The organism is Campylobacter sp. CNRCH_2013_0671h (assembly GCF_025773055.1).
Taxonomy (GTDB): Bacteria; Campylobacterota; Campylobacteria; order Campylobacterales; family Campylobacteraceae; genus Campylobacter_D; species Campylobacter_D lari_D.
Window position 1 is genome coordinate 1 of record NZ_JAKMTG010000007.1, and the last position, 19,820, is coordinate 19,820.

Below are 19,820 nucleotides of genomic sequence, written 5' to 3' on the forward strand. Positions count from 1 at the left end.
TGATCAAACTCCAGGTGTTACCACTCTTAAAGGTGCTATGGCTGTGATGGATATAGTAGAAACCGCCACAGCAAATCTAGATGCCATTAGAGCTGATATTGGTGCGGTGCAAAATCAAATCACAGCTACACTAAATAACATCAGTGTAACCCAAGTAAATATCAAATCAGCTGAATCAAACATCAGAGATGTAGACTTTGCAGCAGAAAGTGCAAATTTCTCTAAATACAATATCCTAGCTCAAAGTGGATCTTATGCTATGAGTCAGGCTAATGCTGTGCAACAAAATGTTTTAAAACTCTTACAATAAATCCAAATAATATAAGGCAGTTTTGCCTTATATTAAATTTCTTTTTTCTAAAATATCTTGTAAAGGTATAATGGCTATTTTTAAAGCTTTTTCTTGGACTAAAGCTAACTCGCTGATTTCTTCTAGCCAAGATTTATGTGCTGTAATCCAAGCAACAAGTTTATTTTGTTTATCACTATCATTGTGCATAGGATTAACATAGATTTTTGAAAAATTACTTTCAAGATGAAATAAAGAAGGATTTAAAACTTCTCTTAAGAAAATGTATTTATTACTTTCTATAGTCTCTTTTAGTTGATCTATTTTTATATTTAACTCATGTAAGGTATAGTGTGTTTTGCTTTGATAGTTTAATTCTTTATGTAATTTTTTACAAATTTTTAAGAATTTTTCATTAGCTTTTATATTTTGTTTGATTTGTTTGTAAGCTTTTAGCATAAGCTCTTGGCTATCTTTGCGTTTTGGTGGATTTAGTTTTGGAAAAGGTTTTTTTACTTCATCTTTTAAAAACTCTTTACAAATTTCTTTAAAAGGTTTTTCTATGGTTCCTTCTATCCTTGCCCCACCTTCTGTGGCATTGTAAATTTTTGCCTTTGTTTGTTTGTGAAATAAACTTTCAAAAATTTGTTTAAATAATATCCAAACCTCTGAACTTTGCACATAAGTTTTTCCACCATAAGCTAAGGTTTCAAATTTTCCATGATCGCGTTCAAAATCTCCTTCGTGATAACTTTCATGTAAAAATCCTTCACTATGAGATTTTCCATCATCACTATAAGCTAAATCTTGTCCTATTAAGATGATATTTTCATGTCCTAGTAAAAGTGCTAATTCATAGTTTAAATGTGCTACACTCATTCCACCGCTTACATAGCCAAAATCATGCAATCCTAAAGAATAAGCAAAAGGTAATGATCTTGAAACTAAAATATATTTTCTTTTATTTTTTTCTAAAAATTTTATACTATCTTTATATACTAGTGAAACTAAAATAAAAGTAATGTCTTTATCAAATTCTTTAAAATCATTGTCAAAGCATTTTGATACCACATCATCTCTTTCTAGCATGCAAACATAATCAGGTTTTATACCCGCCTTTGCTAAGATAGGATAAGCGCTATCAGCACAAAATATAGTAGCTTTATTAGCATATTTTTTAAGTAAAGGAAGTTGTTTTTTTAAAGAAGGTCCAGTAGCTACCAATATAGCATTTTTGCTTTTATTTGATCTTTTTTTCTTAAATTCGCTAAAACTTGGATGTGTAAGCATTTTAGGTAAATTTAGAACAAATTGCTCTATACCTTGCATAGCATCAATTGGGGCATTTCCTCTTCTTAAGGCAATATTTTTAATAACTTTGGAATTTAAATCATTTATGTTTTTAATTTCTTCTTTTTGTTTTTCTTCATAAAATTCACAATGAATATGCAGAGTGTAAGTTTTTAAAAATAAATTTAAAAAAGAGCACAATGTATCAGCTTTTGTATAGTTAAATTCCTTTGTATGGATTAAAATAAATCTACCTTCTAAAAGTTCTTTGGAAAAATCTATCATATTAAAAACTAAAAATATTAACTCAATGTCTTTTTCATATACAATAACTTTTTTATGTTCTTTATTTGCAAGCAAACTTTTGTAAAATATACCATTGCCTAATCCATAGAAAAAAAGTATAGGGTATCTTAAGTATTCTTTATTAAAAAGCTCAATTTTTTCTTGTAGTTCTTTTAAAGGATTTATATATAAATTTTTTATATTTTTATAACATATATTACAATTTAAAGGATCTTTATCAAAAACATAAATATAATCTTTAGCTTCTTTTATTCTACCTAATTTTCTTTTTAGTGTTTGATAATCACTTCCTTTTAAGGCTTTTAAATTTTTTTTAAAAATCTCTGTTTTCATTTTTATCCTTTTTGATTAAAGAAATAATATCGTCATTTTTTAATATATTTTTCTAAATTATTTTTAGTCAGAATGTCTTTTATAAAACATTTTTTGTTTAAAAGAATTATTTCTAATTTTTTTAGGGTGATAATAATGAGTTGAAAGTATTCTAAATGAGAGTTGATCCAAAATTTACTTTTTTCTTTTTGCATTTGTTGGCTTTTTGGGATTATTACAAAAATTTTTGCAAGATGAAAGCGTAGTTGATCTAAATAGCAAGCGAGCAAAAGTCTTATTAAAGTATTATCTTTAAAATCATCAAGATCAAGCTCGTCTAGATATTTTAATGTAATATTTACATCAGATGAATTGTTGATAAAATTGATTATATTTTGATACTTTTTTAAGTATTTTTCTATATCTTCTAATAATTTAATTAATTTATGATAGGTCTTTAGCAAATATTCTTGTTTTTTATCCGGAGTAAAGTTTTCTAAAATAGGAAAATCTTTTTCAATTTTTTCTTTTAAAAACTCTTTGCAAATTTCTTTAAAAGGTTTTTCTATAGTTCCTTCTATCCTTGCTCCACCTTCTGTGGCATTGTAAATTTTTGCTTTTGAATTTGTGATTAAATGTTCAAGATTAGTTTTAAACATATCCCATGCAATATGTGTTTTTACATAGCCCTTGCCACCATAAGCCAAAGTATCAATTTTTTCCAATCGACTTTCATAAGTTGGACTATGCTTGTAGTTTGTAGGGTGAGAGTGTCCTAGATCATTAAAAGCTAAGTCTTGTCCTATAAAAAAAATATTTTTAAAATTTAATAGATTAGCAAATATAAAAGCTAAATGTGCAACAGAAATTGCTAAATCAACATAACCAAAAGCATTTAAACCAAAATAAGTTTCAAAAGTTTCTTTTGATATACATATAAATTTTCTATTATTTTGCTCTAGATAGTTAATTGCATTAGGATGAACTAATGAAGTTAAAATAAATAATGTGTTTTTATCAAAATTTTTAAAGTCATTATTAAAAAACTCCGCAGTAATTTCTCCTCTTTCAACCATAAAAACATAATCAGGCTTGATATTTTCTTGATATAAAATAGGATAAGCACTATCAGCGCAAAAAATTACCACATTATCTTGATATTGTTTGAGTAAAGGTAGCTGCTTGCTTAAAGATGGTCCAGTAGATACTATGATTGCATTTTTACTCAATGTATTTCTTTTATTTAGCAATTCTTTTAAGCAAGGTTTTGAAAGCATTTTTGGAATATTTTCCATGAATTGTTCTATCCCTTGTAAAGTATCTTTAGTGTCTGTTCCTTTTATAGTTGCAATAGATCTTATACAAGAGAGTATTTTTTGATTTAAATTTAAAATATTATTTGCAAATCTTTCATAGTATCTAGAATGTATTTCTAAAAAATATGTTCTTATAAATTCTCTAAAAGGATTTCTTGACATTAAAGAAAGTAATGCAGAATTTGGCATATTGCATTGTGCTAAAATTAGTTTATTTGTTTTTAATTCTTTTGAAAAATCTATATGAAAAAACAAGCTATAGATTAATTCCAAGTTGTCTTCAAAAACTATGATATGCTTTAAATTTGGATTTTGTAAAAGAGCTTTATATAAAATTCCATTTCCAAATCCAAAAAAATAAAGCACAGGATATAATTTATACATTTGATCATATTTTGCCAGCATAGTATTTAATTCTAAAATAGGATTTTCATAAATTATCTTTCCTTGTTTATCTTTAATATTAATATCTAAAGAATCGTTTCCTTGTATTATTTTATATGGTGTTTTTTTGATGTTTTTAAAAAGTTTTTGAAAAGATGGGTTAAGGGATTGGATATTTTTCTTAAAAAGCTCATGATTCATAATTATGCCTTTAAATTTTCTTTTATAGTTTTATTATAATTTTCAAGATATAAAATAATCTCATCAAAAAAATCGATTTGTTGTTCTAAGAAAGATTTTGTATTTTTTTCTTTTTCAACTTTGTATTTTAAAACCTCACATTCATTTTGAAAGCATCTAGCTTGTAAAATATCTGAAAAAAATTCACTTTTTGGGAGCTTAAGTCTTAGTTTTTCTAATCTTTCTAAGCTTTTATCTTTAATAGCTTTTTTACATTCATTGATAAAAATTTCACTTTGTTTTATTTGTTTGTTGAGTTTTTCTTTGCATTGTTTTAGTTTTTTTTGTGGATTTTTTGCTTTTGTTAAAATAATATTTTTTTCAATTTTTTCTTTTAAAAACTCTTCACAAATTTCTTTAAAAGGTTTTTCTATGGTTCCTTCTATCCTTGCCCCGCCTTCTGTGGCATTATAAGTTTTGATTTTTAATATATCTCTAGCTAGAGCTATATCTTTTTCAAAACTTTTTAAAAACAAATACCATGTGAGTTGTGTTTTTACTTCTTTATTGCCTCCATATGCACAGATTGTTTTATAAACAACTTCTTCGTCTCCTTGATCACCATATAAATGTTCTTTTGGGTGAGACTTTCCATCATCACTATAAGCTAGATCTTGCCCTATTAAAATAATATTTTCAAATCTTAAAGCTCCAGCTAACTCATAAGCCATATTAGCAACACTCATGCCATTTCCCAAAAAACCATATTCATTTAAGCCGAGTTTGCTTTCAAAAAACAAAGGTCTTAAAACAAGCATATAATTTCTATTGTTTTTTTCTAAATATTCTATAGTTTTAGGATGAGTTAAAGAAGCTATGATAAATAATATATTTTTATCAAATTCTCCAAAATCATTATTAAAAAATTCGCTAGTAAAATCTACTCTTTCTAGTGAAAAGACATAATCAGGCTTAATTCCCTCTTTGGCTAAGATAGCATAAGAGCTATCAGCACTAAAAATCACAACATTTTCTTGGTATTTTTTTAAAAGCGGAAGTTGTTTCATCAAAGAAGGACCTGTTGAAACTATAATGGCATTTTTTGCTTTTGCTTTTCTATCTTTTATTAGATTTTTAAAAGGCGTATGAGTGATGATTTTTTCTAAGTTTATAATATTATGTTTTATTCCTAGCAAAGCATCTTTTGGGTCATTTCCACGAGCAAGCATTAGTGTTTTTATGAGATTTAATAAAATTTGCATCACATTTTGAGCATTGGGTGTATAAAAATTAATATAAAAATCATTATAAAAATGAAAATTGAAAATTTTCAGCGTATGTTTGATTTGCGGATAATTAAATAAAACTTTAAGTTGAGCAGTGTTGATATTTGGTGTAAAAAACAAAATAAGTTTTTCTTTTCTAAGAAGTGTGGTAAAATCAATCATATGAAAAGCTAGATATAAAATTTCTAATTCTTCTTCAAAAATAACAATATGTTTTAAATTCTGATTTTTTAAAAGTTCTATAAAAAATTTTCCATCGCCAAAACCATAAAAAAATAATACTGGATATAATTGAAATTTATCATAATCAAAAGAATGATTTTCATCTAAAAAAACTTGATTTTGCAAATCAAAAATTTTATTTTTTATGATTTTAAATTTATGATTTTGAGTGATTTTTCTCAACTCATAAGCTAGTATTTGATCTACTTCAAAAAGAGCTTGGGTGTTTTTTAAAAATAATTCTTTATTCATTTAAAGTCCAAATTTTTATTTTATTATATCAAAATTACTATATTTTATAAAAACATTAAAACAAAGTATTTTTTATTCTTGAAATTTGTTTTTGGAGATTTTTATTTATCAATTCTTTTTCTAAATTTGTAATATTTTTTTCTAGACTTTCTTGTAATTTTTTTATATGACCTATTATAAGTTCTAACCATTCTAAGTGTTCTTTAATCCAAAGATAATTTTTGTTAAAAACATCTTCTTTTGTTTTTGGGTTAAGTACATAAATTCTAGCAAGATTAAGCTCAAATTGAGTGTTTAAAGGATTAACTAATTCTTTTAAAACATTTATTTTTTCAAATTTAGTTTTAAAACAATCTAATTCTTTAATCAATAATGAAAAATTCTTTTCATCATTTCCCATAAAATTTAATTTGTTTGATAAGTGAATGCATTCTTTGATTAAAGTGTGGCTTAGTTTTAAAACTTGATGAATTTTGTAAAATGCTTTTAACATTAATTCTTTTTGCTTGTTCTCATTTAATTTTTCAAGTTTAGCAAAAGGTTTTTTGAGTTCTTTTATTAGTAGTTCTTTGCATACTTGCTTAAATGGTTTTTCTATGGTATGATTAATTCTGGCTCCACCTTCGGTGCAATTATAGGTTGTGATATTAAGAAATTTCTTTGCATTAAAAACAGCTTCTTCTATTTGGGTTTTAAAAAGTATCCAAATTTCATTTGTTTTTACATAAAGATTCCCATTGTAAGCTAATGTTGTTAAGCTATAATCAATTTCTTGAGGATCATAAGTATCATATTTTCCATAGTAATATTCTTCAGGATGTGAAGCTCCATCATCAGCATAAGCTAAGTCTTGGCCTATAAATATAATGTTTTCAAAATCTAAATTTAGGGCTAAAAAATATGCCATAGTCGCTACACTATTCCCCATGCCCATATATCCAAAATGAGTTAGTTTTAAAGAATGTGCTATCGGTGAAAAATCCATAATATTAATAATTTTTAATTGCTTTTTGATTAGCTGTGTAAAAGTATTTTTGTGTACTAAATGTTTTAAAACAAACACTATATCCTTGTCAAAATCACCAAAATCATTATTAAAAAATTCTGAAGTTTCTATTACTCTTTCTAAAGATAATACATAATCAGGTTTTATATTGTGTTTTGCTAGTATAGGATAAGCACTATCGGCACAAAATATACTAGCATAATTAGCATATTGCTTTAATAAAGGAAGTTGTTTTATTAGCGATGGTCCTGTAGAAACTATGATTGCGTTTTTTGCTTGTTTTTTTCTTTTTAAAAGTAATTCTTTGAAAGAATAATTTGAGATAATATCAGGAAGATTATAAACAAAATTTTCTATACCTTGTAAGGCATCTTGAGATGAATTTCCATTGCTTAATACAACTTGCTTTATGTGTTCTTGCATTTTTATGTTGAGTTTTAAAATATCTTCTTGATATTTTTCATAATAATCGCAGTGTAAATCTAAAAAATATGTTCTTAAAAAATTAAAGAAAGGGTTATTGTAGAAAAGTATTTGAAAATCAATCGCTTTTAAATCATTATTATCTAAAATAATCAAAGAATTATTTTCTAATTCCTCACTAAAATCTATACATTGAAAACTTAGATAAATAAATTCTATTTCTTTTTCAAAAACAACTATTTTTTGTCTATTTTTGTTTTGTAAAAGGGCTTTATATAAAATTCCATTACCAAAACCATAAAAATAAAGCACAGGATATAAAAGATATTTATCATTATATAAGTTTAGTTTTTCATTTAACTCATTAAGAGTATTGCTATATAGTGTATACCCCCCCCATGATGTATAAAATTAATATCTAGGGAGTCTTTTCCTTGTAGAATTTGGAAATTTTGGGGTTTAAAATTTTCTAATTTTTCTTTTAATTTTTTATTTTTTAAAGCTTCTAAATTTTTATTAAAAATATGTTTTTCCATGATTATTCCTTGAAATGTTTTTCTTCTAAAGCTTTAGCAAATTCTATATCACAACTTGCTTTTTTACCAAGCATGATAGGTAAAAATTTAGGATGCAAACCTAGGCTCGGTCTTATGCTTTTTATATTTTCTCGTGTGAAAATATCACCTTTTTTGATGTCTTTGCTTGCGTATAAACTTCTTGCAAAATGGCGGTTTTTTAAAGTTTTTTCATCCATGCTAAATTCTTTGTTTCCTAAAGCTTGCTCACTTAAACGCACCATAGAACACATTTGCTTAAATTCCTCAAAATCAAGACTAAATTTAGCATCAGCGCTATTTAAAGTTTTGTCTAATATAAAATGTTTTTCTATAACTCTTGCACCAAGAGCTACGGCTAAAGTTGGTGCTAAAAATCCCTCGCTATGATCACTTAAACCAATAATAGTGTTAAATTTTTCTTGTAAAGTTTTTATGACATTTAAATTTAAATCACAAATTTGTGAAGGATAAGCTGAGGTGCATTTTAGCAAAATCAAATTCGGATTGTTTTCTTCTTTAAAAATTTTAACAATCATTTCAAGTTCTTCTTCATAGGCTATGCCTGTAGAAACTAAAGTAGGTTTGTTTTCTTTTGCTACATAACGCAAAAAATCATAATCATTTGCTTCAAAGGAAGCGATTTTATAAGCTGGGGGATTAAATTGCCTTAAAAAATTTACATCTTCTTTAGAAAAAGGACTAGAAAAGCAAATTAAACCTTCATTTTTAGCACATTCAAAAAGTTTTTCATGCCACTCATAAGGAGTTTTAGCTTCTTCGTAGAGCTCATATAGTTTGCGTCCATGCCATAAACCACCTTCAATAATAAAATCTTTTTTGTCAGAATTTAGTGTTAAGCTATCTGGGGTATAGGTTTGAATTTTTATAGCATTAGCTCCTGCTTTTTTGGCTGCTTGTATAGTTTTTAAAGCTATTTCAAGACTATTTGCATGATTGGCTGAAAGTTCAGCGATGATGAAAACTTTTTCATTTATGTTAAAATTTTCTATAAACATCAAAAAACCTTTTTTAATTTAAATAAAAATTTACTATATTTTATATTTTAATTATTAATTGTGATTAAAGGTTTATTTAGTAAAATAAATTTACTATAAAGTTATCTAAGGAAAAAACTATGACTAAAACACTAGAATATTCGATTTATCACTTTTGTGAACACATTTTAAAACTTAAAATTACACCAACAAGCGTGATTAGAGGCGAGCTTTATGGGGCTTCTATACCTTTGTATTTTAAAGATGAAGAATATAGTTTTTATCTGTTTTTTCAAAAAAAGGCTCTTAATGAGATTGCGCAATTTTTATTGCATGAAGAGTTAAAAGAAGATGATCTAGCAGATTTAGTAAAAGAAGTAGCTAATCAAATTATAGGTTATGCCAAAAAATTACTTAATGACACTAATGGCAAAGATGAATATCGTTTGGGTGTTCCTGAATATTTAGGACGTATTGATGGATTTTCAAAAATCAAACTCAAAGAAAAATTTACTTATGAAATGAAAAATGCTCGTTTTAGAATAGGTTATAAAAAATTATGATAGAAGATCATTTAGGATTGTTGCAATCTTATGAAGATATTTTAGATATTAGCGTTGATTTTGTTAGTGAGCTTGGTACTACTAATATGAGTGTAAGAGAACTTTTAAAGCTAGAAGTTGGTTCTGTGATAGACCTTGAAAAGCCAGCGGGTGAAAGCGTGGAACTTTATTTAAATAGAAGAATTTTTGGAAAAGGTGAGGTAATGGTGTATGAGAAAAACCTTGCTATAAGGATTAATGAAATTTTAGATTCTAAATCAGTATTGCAGTATTTCAAAAAAGAATTGCAATGAAATTTATTTGGATTTTATTACTTGCTTTACCTCTTTTTGGGGCAAAAATTCTTGATTACAATATTTATCCAAGAGAAGATAGGGTGGATATTACTTTTTCATTTGATGTTCCTTATAAAGAAGGTATTAGTCAAAAGAAAAAAGATGGTATTATTATTTTTACTTTAAATGCTAAAAGTGCAAAAGAGGAAGATAGAGCGTTAAATTCTGATATTATAAAAAAAATTAAAATTTTTTCAGAAGATAAAAAAACTTTTATAGCTTTAAGTGTAGGTGATAAAATACAAATTACCGCTGATGCGATTGGTGAATATGGTTTAAGATTGCGTGCTCAAAAAGAAGGTGTAAATTTAAGTACTAAAAAAAGCTTAGAGGAAAAAAACGAGGAAATAAAAATGCAAGAATATGATTTTACAAATTATATTTTAGTTGTAAGCGTTTTGATACTTTTGCTTGTTGGACTTTGGTTTTTAAAAATATATCTAAGACAAAAACACCCTTTAGATAGGAATTTTAATTTAATCTTTCAAAGACCACTTGATAGACACAATCAACTTGTAGTTTTTGAATATGGTTTAAAGCGTTATACTATGATTATAGGAAATTCTAATGTGCTATTAGAAACAAATGAAGCTTTGATAAAAAATGAAGAACAAAACAAAGCACCTCAAAAGCCAAAAGAAAAAGATTTTGACTCTTATTTTGAAGAAAATAAACAAAGATTGCAAAATTTACTTTTAAAACAAAATAATTAATTTTGCTGATTAAAAGCTAAAATGATAAGTTTTGGCTTTGAAATTTTTTTGATTTCTTCTTTTGAAAAATAAATTTGTTTTTTAGTCGAGTATATATACAAAGTATGATTTTTTAGCGTGAAATCAAGATTCTCATCAGTGTCTTTTGCAAGTTTTTTTGATAAAGCTAAAATAAAATTAAGCCAAGCTAATATGTGATTATTTGGTAGTAAATCTTTTATATTTTCTATCGCAAATGAATTGATTTTTTTTCCATTGGCTTTTAAAATAGTAGAAATTAATAAAATTTCTTTATGTGAAAAACCAAAATGCAGGCTATTTAGAGCTATATAAGCACTATGTTCATTAGCAAAATAAAAATTAATTCTCTCGCCTATATGCGATAATTTTGCAGCATTTATAAGATCTTTTTTAAAAGCAAGATTAATTTTATGGATAGGTAAAAGGGCATCAAATAATTTATTTGCAAAATAAGCACTTTTATCATTATAATCTATACTAAAACGATCTTGTATAGATTTTAAGCTTGGATTGAAATTCGGAGGAAATTTGGCATTAAATTTTGAAAAATCCGTTGTTTCATTTTTTATTTTAGTATATTTTTGAAAAAGATTAGATAAAAATACACCTTCTCTAACACCCACTGCAGAGGTGATGATATTTTTAGCTTTTAAATTTTTTGCTAGTGCTAAAAATATCACACATCCTTCTTTTATAGTATCAAAACGATCTTTTTTTATGTTAAAATCATTTAAATTTTTAGCATTTTGAATTTTTTCTATGTGATTTTTTTCTTTTTCAAAACTATAACTAAAATTATGAATCATTTTTAACGGGTAAGAGTTTTTTTTCATTATAGAATTTGACAATGCCCTTAAACTTCCACCTATGGCAATGATATTTTCATTTTGAAAATGCTTTGGAACTTGTTTTAGTGCTTCTTGTATAAATTGGTCTAGTGCATTAAATTTTTTTGTATCGTAAAAAATTTCTTTTAATCTTACTGTGCCAAGATCAAGTGAAATACAATCTACAATCCTACCTTCTTTGATTAAACAAAGCTCAGTCGATCCTCCACCTATATCTATAGTGGTGGCATTTTGAATATCTGATAGTAAATTTAGCGCAGCAAGCCCACCTAAAAATGACTCTGTTTTTCCATTAATACATTTTATATTTAAACCTACATTTTTTGCTATTCTAGCTATGAAATCTTTAGCATTGGGCGCATCTCTTAATGCAGAAGTTCCAACAGCAATAATTTTTCTACATTTTTCTTTTAAAGCTTTTTCCTTAAAATAAGTTAAAGCTTTTTCGGCTTTAAGCATGGCTTCTTCTTGAAGAATTTTATTATTATTGTAAGCATTTTCTCCAAGTCTTACTTTCTTTTTGTGCTCACTGCAAATGAAAAAACCATATCTTGAGGTTTTTTCAAAAACTACCATACGAACGGAATTAGAGCCAAGGTCAATTACTGCTGTTTTTTTAGCCATTAAATATCTTTATTTTTATGTTTTAAACGAAGCTCATCAATGCTTTCTACATTATCAGGATCAGGTATGATACAATCTACTGGACAAGCTACTATACAAGCTGGTTCTGAAAATTCATTCACACATTCAGTACAAAGATCAGGATCTATGACATAAATTGGATCATTATCATAGATTGCTTCATCGGGACATTCTTCCCTACATGCATCACAGGATATGCATTCTCTAGTGATTAAAAGTGACATATTTTTTTCCTTTTTATAAGTAATAAAGCAAACTTATACTATATAAAAACTTATAGGTAATTTAAAATGAAAGAAAAAACAAAATCTACTTTTTAGAATGATTAAATCATTCTAAAATTTTAGTTAGTTTTTTTAGGAAAACAAAAACGATACCCTCTACGACGCACGGTTTCTATGGTAGAGATGTTAAGCGGTTTATCCATTTTTTGTCTTATTTGATTGATTGCAACCTCTATAACATTTGGAGTTACAAGTTCAGGTTCTTCCCAAATAGCATCTAAAAGTTGTTCTTTTGACACAATCTGATCTGAATGTCTAGCTAAATGAGTTAAAACTTCAAAAGGTTTTCCTTTTAATTCTATATCTTTTCCTTGATAAGTGATTTTTTCTTCATCAGGATCAATCACTAAATCATCGATTTTGATCACATTTGTTCCGCCAAATCTAAGTCTAGCTTCAATTCTCGCCATTAAAATTTCAAAATCTAAAGGTTTTTTTATATAATCATCTGCTCCAGCTTTCAAAGCTTTGATTTCATTTTCTTTATCTGCTTTTGCGCATATTGTAACTATAGCGGTTCTTGGAGATTTTTGCTTAATGGCATTAATTAAATCACTTGCATCATTATTGCCAATAGTCCAATTTGATAATACTAAATCATAGTGTCTAATACCTATAAAATACTCAGCGTCTTTAAAATTTTCTGAAGTATCACTTTGATAGCCAAACTCATTTAAGGTATTTGATAGAGTTTTATTAAGTGATGCTTCATCTTCTACAACTAAAATACGCATTTTATTCCTTTGAAGATAGTTTTAGTGCAAAAGTATAACACAAATTAAGCAAATGTTCAAAATTCTTTAAAAAAATTTTAATATTTTTTACTCAGACTAGCTCCAACGCATGCATTTTTGATAATATCAGGTTTGTAACAAGTGATATTTATAAATTTAAGCTTTTTATTATGTTTTTTAATATCCTTGCATATGTATTTTAAAGATTTTTCTATAGTTTTAAATTTTTTCTTTTTATAAATTTTTTCTATTCTAATACAAAGTTTTGCATAATCTAAAAATTTTTTACTTTTAGCTTCTAGTTCTATAATAACTTTTTGTTCTTGAATTCTTTCAAAATCCAAAAGCCCTATAATACATTTAAATTCTAAACTGACTTTTATATGACTTTGCATTCTTGTTTTCCAATAAGCCTTAAAATATTTGGTATATGTTTATAAATTACTATAAATGCAATAACAAAAATTGGTGCATGGGTGTTGATCACAGGCATGTTATAATGAAAAATAAATGAAGTAGCTATTAAAACAATTAAAGCTCCTAATGAAGCTAAGCTTGAAATTTTAAATACCTTTCCTATGATAAACCAAGCTAAAACCGCAGATATTATTTCAAAAGGTAAAAATACTGCTAAAACCCCAGCCCCTGTAGCCACTCCTTTACCACCTTCAAATTTTAAATAAGGAGAAAAGCAGTGCCCAAATACTGCTAAAACAGCCATAGTCCATAAGACATTTTCATCATAGCCCATAAATTTTGCCACTAATATAGGTATGATTCCTTTTAATGCGTCTAAAATAGCGGTTGCAATAGCAAGTATTTTAGCTAGTTTAGGATCGCTTTCTTTTACTACCCTTAAAACATTTGTAGCGCCTATACTTTTACTACCCATATTTTTAATGTTTGTTTTAGCAAAAATTTGAGCTAGCAGAAGCCCAAATGGTATAGCGCCTATGAGATAAGCTAAAAGATAGATTATTAAATTTTCCATTTACTTTTCCCTAAGATTTTTGTAAAACTCTGTAATAATAGCAAAAAACCCTGAAATAAATATTTAAGAGATATTTTATCCTATAATAATTTTTATTGTTAAATATAAATTTTTTATATTATTTAAAGAAAATTATAGATATATTTTCAATAAGTTTATTTTAAATAGGCTTTATTTTATCTTATTTAGGAGTAGATAATGAAAAAAATTTCATTATTAGTTGCATCATCATTATTAGTTGCATCAACTGCTTTTGCTAACGATAAAGCTTTGCTTGATGAAGCAAAAGCTGCAGGTTTGGCGCCTTTACCAAAAGATCAGACAGGTGTTGAAAAACTATTAAAAGAAATGGGTATTAAAGCTAGTAAATTCTCTAAAGAGAAAGCTAACCTTGGTAAAAAGCTGTATTTTGAACCAAGACTTTCTAAAAGTGGTTTGATTTCTTGTAATACCTGTCATAATTTAGGTATGGGTGGTACTGATGGTATAGCGGCTGCTGTAGGACATAAATGGACAGCTAATCCTCATCATTTAAATTCACCAACAGTTTATAACTCAGTTTTAAATTCAACTCAATTTTGGGATGGTAGAGCAGGAACTTTAGCAGATCAAGCAAAAGGACCAATTGAAGCAGAACCTGAAATGGCAACTCCTGCTAAATTAGCAGTAGAAAAAATAGCTTCTATGCCAGAATATGTAAAAGAATTTAAAAAAGTTTATGGTAGCAGTGGAGTAACTTTTGATAATATTGCAGATGCTATTGCTACATTTGAAAGAACACTTTTAACTCCATCTAAATTTGATAAATTCTTAGAAGGTGATACAAAAGCATTAAATAAAAAAGAAAAAGAAGGTTTGAAAACTTTCATCGATAAAGGCTGTACAGCTTGTCATACAGGAGTAAATTTAGGTGGTAGTATGCAGGCTTTCCAAGTAGCAGCTAGATATAAATTTGCAAATGTAGGAGATTTTAAAGGTGATGCAAATGGCTTAGTTAAAACTCCAACCTTAAGAAATATTGCTGAAACTGCTCCGTATTTTCACAATGGTGCTATTTGGTCTTTACAAGAAGCAATCAAAGAAATGGGCAGTGTGCAACTTGGCATAGAAATTTCTGATAAAGAAGCAGCTTCTATAGAAACTTTCTTACATGCCCTAACAGGTAAAAAACCAAGCATTACTTACCCTCAACTTCCAAAAGCAACTGAAAAAACTCCAAAACCAGAGCTTTAATTTAAATCTTAAGACGCTTTTTGCGTCTTAAGCTTACTTTATATAAAATCAAGATATAATTACTGTTTTTAGCCATTAAAGCTTTCTAAATTTATGTTTATGCATAATGCTTTATGGTGCTACCAAAATATTTTAAGAAAGGATAGCTGTATGTATGCCATTATAAAACACAGTGGAAAACAATACAGAGTAAGCCAAGGTGATGAGCTTAAATTAGATCGTTTTGAAGCTGAAGCAAAATCAAGCATAGAAGTAAGTGAAGTTCTTGCTATATGCGATAAAGAATTAAAGGTAGGTGCGCCGTTTGTTGCGGGTGCAAAAGTTGTTTTAGAAGTGATTGCTCATGGAAAAGACAAAAAAGTTGTGATTTATAAAAAAAGACGCAGAAAAGACTCAAAATTAAAACGCGGTTTTAGAAGACAATTTACTCGCGTTAGAGTAGTAGATATTAAAGCTTAAGGAGTAAAGAATGGCACACAAGAAAGGTCAAGGTTCAACTCAGAATAATCGTGATTCTATAGGTCGTCGTCTAGGTGTTAAAAAATTTGGTGGAGAATTTGTTCGCGCTGGCAACATCATCATCCGCCAAAGAGGAACAGCAACTCATGCGGGTAATAATGTAGGCATAGGAAAAGATCATACAATTTTTGCTTTAATTGATGGTTTCGTAAAATTCGAAAGAAAAGATAAAAATAGAAAAAAAGTTTCTGTTTATCCTGCATAATTTTAAGGCTACTTTGTAGCCTTTTTCTTCTTTTTAATCTTAATATATTAAAAAAAATATAATATCATTTTAAAAATTTATATTTTGGTGATTGTATGTTTATAGATAATGTGAAATTAGTTTTAAGTTCAGGTAATGGTGGCAAAGGTGCTGTGAGTTTTCGCCGTGAAAAACATGTTCCACTCGGTGGGCCTGATGGCGGCGATGGTGGAAATGGCGGCGATGTATATTTTATATGTGATAATAATACCCATACGCTAGCGCACTTTAAAGGTAAAAAAGAACTTAAAGCACAAAATGGCCAGCCAGGCCTAGGTCGTAATAAAAACGGCAAAAGAGGGGAGAGCTTAGAATTAATCGTTCCTCAAGGCACTCAAGTAATTGATGCACAAAGTGGGGAAGTTTTGCTTGATATGTTAGTAGAGGGCCAAAAAGAATTATTTTTAAAAGGCGGTAAAGGTGGTCTTGGTAATACTCATTTTAAAAACTCTACTAATCAACGCCCAGATTATGCCCAACCAGGCGTGGCAGGAAAAACCTTAAGCGTGCGCTTAGAATTAAAACTCATAGCAGATGTTGGACTTGTGGGCTTTCCAAATGTAGGAAAATCCACTCTTATAAGCGTAGTATCTAATGCAAGACCTGAAATAGCTAATTATGAATTTACTACTTTAACTCCAAAACTTGGTATGGTTGAAGTAGATGATTATAATTCTTTTGTGATGGCAGATATCCCAGGTATTATAGAAGGTGCAAGCGATGGCAGGGGTTTGGGACTTGAGTTTTTAAGACATATAGAAAGGACTTCTTTTTTGCTTTTTGTGCTTGATCCATTAAGAGATATGAGTTTAAAAGAGCAATTTTGTATTTTAAGAAAAGAATTGGAAAAATTTTCAAGCAAGCTTTATGCAAGAAATTTTGGCTTAATGCTTTCAAAAAGTGATAGTGTAAATTTAGGCGAAGAATTTGCACAAAAAATGGAAGATAATTATAATGAGCTAAAAGCTTATTTGCAAAGTCAAAATAATCCGCAAAGTTTTTTTATTAAAGTATCAAGCCTTGAAAAAACTGGACTTAAAGAGCTTAAATTTATGCTTTTAGAAGAAGTTAAAAAAATTAGAAGTCAAAATAATCTTTGATGAGTGAAAATTTAACTATAGATTTTATTCAAGAATATATCAAGTCTAATTTTAAAGGCTTGGTATATAAATTTACTTATAAAGAACATGGCTTTTTTTATAACCCCGATAAGGTTTTAAAAAACGGAGTTTATTTTTGCACTATTAAAGAAAATGATGGCATAAATGATAAAGCTTCGAATTTAAATAGAGAAGGTGTATTTCGTCTAAGTTGCTCTCTTTGTGATCAAGATTACCAAAATCTTTTTGGCAAAAAACCTAAAAAAGCTTTAAAGGGTGAGGTTGTTAGTTTAAATTATGATTTTTCTATGCTTGATTTTATCATGCCTCATCCAATTTATGCTTATATGGGATATATTTGCATCAACAACCCTTCTAGAAAAAATTTTGAAATTTTTAAAGATTATCTTGAGCTTTCATATCAAAAAGCTATAAAAACTTATAAAAAAAGGATAGTGGTATTATGAAAAATATCATTTTTATGGGAACTCCATCTTATGCAACTTGTATTTTAAAAGAGCTTGTTGATAAAGGGTTTAATATCCAAGCTTTATTTACCCAACCTGATAAACCTGTGGGTAGAAAACAAATTTTAACCCCAAGTGATACTAAAAAATTTGTTTTAGAAGATAATTTAAATATAGAAATTTTCACTCCAAAAAGCTTAAAAGATGAAAACATAACCAATAGAATAAAAAGCCTAAAACCTGATTTTATAGTTGTTGCTGCTTATGGGAAAATTTTACCAAAAGAAATTTTAGATATTGCTCCTTGTATCAATTTGCACGCTTCCTTACTTCCTAAATATCGTGGTGCTTCACCTATACAAAGTGCTATTTTAAATGGGGATAAAATAAGCGGGGTTTGTACTATGCTTATGGAAGAAGGACTTGATAGTGGTGCAATCTTAGAAAGTATAGAATGTGATATCGCAGGTAGAAATTCAGCTGAAGTGTTTATTATGCTTTCAAATTTAGCTGCTAAGCTTACTGTTTCTACACTTTTGAATTTTGAAAAAATTATCCCAAAAAAGCAAGATGAAAATTTAGTTACACATTGTAAAAAAATCAAAAAAGAAGATGGCTTGATTGCTTTAAATAATGCAAATGAAATTTATCAAAAATTTCTAGCTTTTACACCTTGGCCTGGAATTTTTTTAGAAAATGGTTTGAAATTTTTAGATATAGAATTAGTCGATAGTGAAAAAACTCAAAAATCAGGCGTGATTTTACAAATAGAAAAGGAAGGCTTTTTGCTTTCATGTAAAAAAGGTGTTTTAAGGATTAAAAATTTACAAGAAAGTGGAAAAAAGGCTTTAGACGCTAAGACTTATTTAAATGGAAAAAGGTTAAAACTTGGAGATAGTTTATTTTGATGAGCTTGAATCAACTCAAATTTATTTAAGTGATAAAATTCGTAGTGGAGAAATTACTAACAATACAGCCATTTGTGCTTTTATCCAAAGTGCTGGTATAGGTAGTAGGGACAATGCTTGGCAAAGTAAGCAAGGAAATTTACATGTATCTTTTTGCATAAAAACTCAAGAATTAGTACAAGATCTTCCTTTGGCTTCTGCTAGTATATATTTTGCATTTTTAATGAAAGAAGTATTGCAAAGAAAAAATTCGAAAGTATGGATTAAATGGCCCAATGATTTTTATATAGAAGATAAAAAAATAGGCGGTCTGATGAGTTCTAAAATCAATGATTTTTTGGTTGTAGGAATAGGGATTAATCTTAAATATGCTCCATTTAATGCTGAAATTTTAGATATAGAAGTAGATATAGCAAAACTTTTAAATGAGTATTTTTCTTATGTAGATGAGAAAATTTTATGGAAGAATATTTTTAGCAAGTATATGCTAGAATTTGAAAAATCAAGAAATTTTTTTATACATAATGAAGGTAAGATTTTATCTTTAAAAGATGCTTTGTTGTATAAAGATGGTTCTATATTGTTAGATAATAAAAGGATATATAGTTTAAGATGAGTGAGATAATAACTATTGCAAATCAAAAAGGCGGGGTAGGTAAAACTACTACCGCTATTAATCTAGCGGCTTCTTTAGCAGTAGCTGAAAAAAAGGTTCTTTTGATAGATATTGATCCACAAGCTAATGCTACAACAGGACTTGGTTTTAATAGAAGTAATTATGAGTATAATATTTACCATGTTTTTATAGGCAGGAAAAAACTTTCTGAAATCATTTTAAAAACTGAACTTCCACAATTATACTTAGCTCCATCAAATATTTCTTTGGTTGGAATTGAACAAGAAGTAGTAAAAGAAAGCGGAGAATATAGAACGATTTTAAGAGAAAAAATCAAAGAAATTGCTAAAGATTATGATTTTATTATCATTGACTCACCTCCTGCACTTGGAAGCATTACGGTAAATGCTTTTGCAGCAAGCGATAGTGTTATTATCCCTATACAATGTGAATTTTATGCGCTTGAGGGTGTTGCGATGGTTTTAAACACCATAAAATTTGTGAAAAAAACTATCAATCCAAAGTTAAAAATAAAAGGTTTTTTACCAACTATGTATAGCTCACAAAATAATCTTTCAAAAGATACCGTGGAAGATTTAAAGCAAAATTTCAAGCAAAAGCTATTTAGAACAGGTGATAATGAAGATGATTTTATCATCATACCAAGAAATGTAAAACTTGCTGAAAGTCCAAGTTATGGAAAACCTATTATACTTTATGATATAAAATCCCCAGGTTCAGTAGCATATCAAAATTTAGCACATTCTATATTAGGATAAAA

23 protein-coding genes are annotated in these 19,820 nt (G+C 27.7%); 12 read left to right on the top strand and 11 right to left on the bottom strand.

Annotation, left to right across the window (positions count from 1 at the left end):
• The coding region (locus L8X97_RS05825) for a flagellin (protein ID WP_259443331.1) at positions 1–310 on the top strand (310 nt) is incomplete at its 5' end.
• A gap of 27 nt (positions 311–337) precedes the next feature.
• Here the strand turns inward: L8X97_RS05825 and L8X97_RS05830 are convergent.
• The 6 genes from L8X97_RS05830 to pseI are packed head-to-tail and all read right to left on the bottom strand — an operon-like array spanning position 338 to position 8,839.
• Entirely contained in the window at positions 338–2,218 is a 1,881-nt protein-coding gene (locus L8X97_RS05830; RefSeq protein WP_263662846.1) for a motility associated factor glycosyltransferase family protein, read from the bottom strand.
• A 32-nt stretch (positions 2,219–2,250) separates the two neighbouring features.
• Complete coding sequence (locus L8X97_RS05835) at positions 2,251–4,098, bottom strand: motility associated factor glycosyltransferase family protein (protein ID WP_263662847.1); 1,848 nt, start codon at positions 4,096–4,098, stop codon at positions 2,251–2,253.
• Between the two features lie 2 nt (positions 4,099–4,100).
• Positions 4,101–5,837, bottom strand: coding sequence for a motility associated factor glycosyltransferase family protein (locus L8X97_RS05840; protein WP_258107792.1), 1,737 nt, complete (start codon positions 5,835–5,837; stop codon positions 4,101–4,103).
• A 55-nt stretch (positions 5,838–5,892) separates the two neighbouring features.
• Entirely contained in the window at positions 5,893–7,578 is a 1,686-nt protein-coding gene (locus tag L8X97_RS05845) for a motility associated factor glycosyltransferase family protein (RefSeq protein WP_412175784.1), read from the bottom strand.
• Positions 7,579–7,622: 44 nt separating this feature from the next.
• Positions 7,623–7,802 carry a hypothetical protein gene (locus tag L8X97_RS08425; protein WP_373416666.1) on the bottom strand — a complete coding sequence of 60 codons (180 nt, stop codon included), beginning with the start codon at positions 7,800–7,802 and terminating at the stop codon, positions 7,623–7,625.
• Positions 7,803–7,804: 2 nt separating this feature from the next.
• Positions 7,805–8,839, bottom strand: a complete 1,035-nt coding sequence (gene pseI / locus L8X97_RS05850) for a pseudaminic acid synthase (RefSeq protein WP_263662848.1) — start codon at positions 8,837–8,839, stop codon at positions 7,805–7,807.
• A gap of 119 nt (positions 8,840–8,958) precedes the next feature.
• Here pseI and L8X97_RS05855 point away from each other — a divergent pair, with 119 nt between their 5' ends.
• From L8X97_RS05855 to L8X97_RS05865, 3 genes are read left to right on the top strand one after another with little or no spacing between them, the layout of a single operon-like run.
• Complete coding sequence (locus L8X97_RS05855; RefSeq protein WP_133319685.1) at positions 8,959–9,381, top strand: chemotaxis protein CheX; 423 nt, start codon at positions 8,959–8,961, stop codon at positions 9,379–9,381.
• Entirely contained in the window at positions 9,378–9,674 is a 297-nt protein-coding gene (fliN, locus tag L8X97_RS05860) for a flagellar motor switch protein FliN (protein ID WP_133319684.1), read from the top strand. The genes L8X97_RS05855 and fliN overlap by 4 nt, the downstream gene beginning before the upstream one ends.
• Complete coding sequence (locus L8X97_RS05865) at positions 9,671–10,429, top strand: hypothetical protein (RefSeq protein WP_263662849.1); 759 nt, start codon at positions 9,671–9,673, stop codon at positions 10,427–10,429. Before fliN ends, L8X97_RS05865 begins: the two co-directional genes overlap by 4 nt.
• Here L8X97_RS05865 and L8X97_RS05870 read toward each other — a convergent pair.
• From L8X97_RS05870 to plsY, 5 genes are all read right to left on the bottom strand, one after another.
• Positions 10,426–11,922, bottom strand: coding sequence for a Ppx/GppA phosphatase family protein (locus L8X97_RS05870; RefSeq protein ID WP_263662850.1), 1,497 nt, complete (start codon positions 11,920–11,922; stop codon positions 10,426–10,428). The two genes, L8X97_RS05865 and L8X97_RS05870, sit on opposite strands and share 4 nt — an antisense overlap.
• Complete coding sequence (locus L8X97_RS05875) at positions 11,922–12,167, bottom strand: YfhL family 4Fe-4S dicluster ferredoxin (protein WP_012660922.1); 246 nt, start codon at positions 12,165–12,167, stop codon at positions 11,922–11,924. Before L8X97_RS05875 ends, L8X97_RS05870 begins: the two co-directional genes overlap by 1 nt.
• A gap of 119 nt (positions 12,168–12,286) precedes the next feature.
• Positions 12,287–12,961 carry a homeostatic response regulator transcription factor HsrA gene (gene hsrA / locus L8X97_RS05880; RefSeq protein WP_133319681.1) on the bottom strand — a complete coding sequence of 225 codons (675 nt, stop codon included), beginning with the start codon at positions 12,959–12,961 and terminating at the stop codon, positions 12,287–12,289.
• A 77-nt stretch (positions 12,962–13,038) separates the two neighbouring features.
• On the bottom strand, positions 13,039–13,356 hold the full coding sequence (locus L8X97_RS05885; RefSeq protein ID WP_133319680.1) for a dihydroneopterin aldolase: 318 nt from the start codon (positions 13,354–13,356) through the stop codon (positions 13,039–13,041).
• Entirely contained in the window at positions 13,341–13,952 is a 612-nt protein-coding gene (gene plsY, locus L8X97_RS05890) for a glycerol-3-phosphate 1-O-acyltransferase PlsY (protein ID WP_263662851.1), read from the bottom strand. Before plsY ends, L8X97_RS05885 begins: the two co-directional genes overlap by 16 nt.
• 198 nt (positions 13,953–14,150) lie before the next feature.
• Between plsY and L8X97_RS05895 the strand changes: the two genes are divergently transcribed.
• From L8X97_RS05895 to L8X97_RS05930, 8 genes are all read left to right on the top strand, one after another.
• Entirely contained in the window at positions 14,151–15,185 is a 1,035-nt protein-coding gene (locus L8X97_RS05895; protein ID WP_263662852.1) for a cytochrome-c peroxidase, read from the top strand.
• Between the two features lie 150 nt (positions 15,186–15,335).
• Positions 15,336–15,644 (top strand): 50S ribosomal protein L21, encoded by a 309-nt coding sequence (rplU, locus tag L8X97_RS05900; protein WP_263659711.1) that lies wholly within the window; start codon positions 15,336–15,338, stop codon positions 15,642–15,644.
• Positions 15,645–15,654: 10 nt separating this feature from the next.
• The gene (rpmA, locus tag L8X97_RS05905) at positions 15,655–15,909 is read left to right on the top strand and encodes a 50S ribosomal protein L27 (protein ID WP_039649045.1); all 255 of its coding nucleotides are present in this window, start codon (positions 15,655–15,657) and stop codon (positions 15,907–15,909) included.
• A 95-nt stretch (positions 15,910–16,004) separates the two neighbouring features.
• Complete coding sequence (gene obgE, locus L8X97_RS05910; RefSeq protein WP_263662853.1) at positions 16,005–17,048, top strand: GTPase ObgE; 1,044 nt, start codon at positions 16,005–16,007, stop codon at positions 17,046–17,048.
• Positions 17,048–17,515, top strand: coding sequence for a DUF6194 family protein (locus L8X97_RS05915; protein ID WP_263662854.1), 468 nt, complete (start codon positions 17,048–17,050; stop codon positions 17,513–17,515). Before obgE ends, L8X97_RS05915 begins: the two co-directional genes overlap by 1 nt.
• Entirely contained in the window at positions 17,512–18,423 is a 912-nt protein-coding gene (gene fmt, locus L8X97_RS05920) for a methionyl-tRNA formyltransferase (RefSeq protein ID WP_263662855.1), read from the top strand. Before L8X97_RS05915 ends, fmt begins: the two co-directional genes overlap by 4 nt.
• Positions 18,404–19,039, top strand: coding sequence for a biotin--[acetyl-CoA-carboxylase] ligase (locus L8X97_RS05925; protein ID WP_263662856.1), 636 nt, complete (start codon positions 18,404–18,406; stop codon positions 19,037–19,039). Before fmt ends, L8X97_RS05925 begins: the two co-directional genes overlap by 20 nt.
• A complete protein-coding gene (locus L8X97_RS05930) occupies positions 19,036–19,818 on the top strand; it encodes a ParA family protein (protein ID WP_012660935.1) in 783 nt (260 codons plus the stop codon). Before L8X97_RS05925 ends, L8X97_RS05930 begins: the two co-directional genes overlap by 4 nt.
• The last annotated feature ends 2 nt before the right edge of the window (positions 19,819–19,820 follow it).

What these genes read in the sequence shown, in the direction of transcription:
- L8X97_RS05885 (WP_133319680.1), bottom strand. Translation starts at nt 13,356, where the DNA reads ATGCAAAGTCATATAAAAGTCAGTTTAGAATTTAAATGTATTATAGGG.
- L8X97_RS05865 (WP_263662849.1), top strand. Translation starts at nt 9,671, where the DNA reads ATGAAATTTATTTGGATTTTATTACTTGCTTTACCTCTTTTTGGGGCA.
- L8X97_RS05870 (WP_263662850.1), bottom strand. Translation starts at nt 11,922, where the DNA reads ATGGCTAAAAAAACAGCAGTAATTGACCTTGGCTCTAATTCCGTTCGT.
- pseI (WP_263662848.1), bottom strand. Translation starts at nt 8,839, where the DNA reads ATGTTTATAGAAAATTTTAACATAAATGAAAAAGTTTTCATCATCGCT.
- L8X97_RS05915 (WP_263662854.1), top strand. Translation starts at nt 17,048, where the DNA reads ATGAGTGAAAATTTAACTATAGATTTTATTCAAGAATATATCAAGTCT.
- L8X97_RS08425 (WP_373416666.1), bottom strand. Translation starts at nt 7,802, where the DNA reads ATGGAAAAACATATTTTTAATAAAAATTTAGAAGCTTTAAAAAATAAA.
- obgE (WP_263662853.1), top strand. Translation starts at nt 16,005, where the DNA reads ATGTTTATAGATAATGTGAAATTAGTTTTAAGTTCAGGTAATGGTGGC.
- plsY (WP_263662851.1), bottom strand. Translation starts at nt 13,952, where the DNA reads ATGGAAAATTTAATAATCTATCTTTTAGCTTATCTCATAGGCGCTATA.
- L8X97_RS05830 (WP_263662846.1), bottom strand. Translation starts at nt 2,218, where the DNA reads ATGAAAACAGAGATTTTTAAAAAAAATTTAAAAGCCTTAAAAGGAAGT.
- L8X97_RS05855 (WP_133319685.1), top strand. Translation starts at nt 8,959, where the DNA reads ATGACTAAAACACTAGAATATTCGATTTATCACTTTTGTGAACACATT.
- L8X97_RS05840 (WP_258107792.1), bottom strand. Translation starts at nt 5,837, where the DNA reads ATGAATAAAGAATTATTTTTAAAAAACACCCAAGCTCTTTTTGAAGTA.
- L8X97_RS05895 (WP_263662852.1), top strand. Translation starts at nt 14,151, where the DNA reads ATGAAAAAAATTTCATTATTAGTTGCATCATCATTATTAGTTGCATCA.
- fliN (WP_133319684.1), top strand. Translation starts at nt 9,378, where the DNA reads ATGATAGAAGATCATTTAGGATTGTTGCAATCTTATGAAGATATTTTA.
- rpmA (WP_039649045.1), top strand. Translation starts at nt 15,655, where the DNA reads ATGGCACACAAGAAAGGTCAAGGTTCAACTCAGAATAATCGTGATTCT.
- L8X97_RS05875 (WP_012660922.1), bottom strand. Translation starts at nt 12,167, where the DNA reads ATGTCACTTTTAATCACTAGAGAATGCATATCCTGTGATGCATGTAGG.
- L8X97_RS05835 (WP_263662847.1), bottom strand. Translation starts at nt 4,098, where the DNA reads ATGAATCATGAGCTTTTTAAGAAAAATATCCAATCCCTTAACCCATCT.
- hsrA (WP_133319681.1), bottom strand. Translation starts at nt 12,961, where the DNA reads ATGCGTATTTTAGTTGTAGAAGATGAAGCATCACTTAATAAAACTCTA.
- L8X97_RS05930 (WP_012660935.1), top strand. Translation starts at nt 19,036, where the DNA reads ATGAGTGAGATAATAACTATTGCAAATCAAAAAGGCGGGGTAGGTAAA.
- rplU (WP_263659711.1), top strand. Translation starts at nt 15,336, where the DNA reads ATGTATGCCATTATAAAACACAGTGGAAAACAATACAGAGTAAGCCAA.
- fmt (WP_263662855.1), top strand. Translation starts at nt 17,512, where the DNA reads ATGAAAAATATCATTTTTATGGGAACTCCATCTTATGCAACTTGTATT.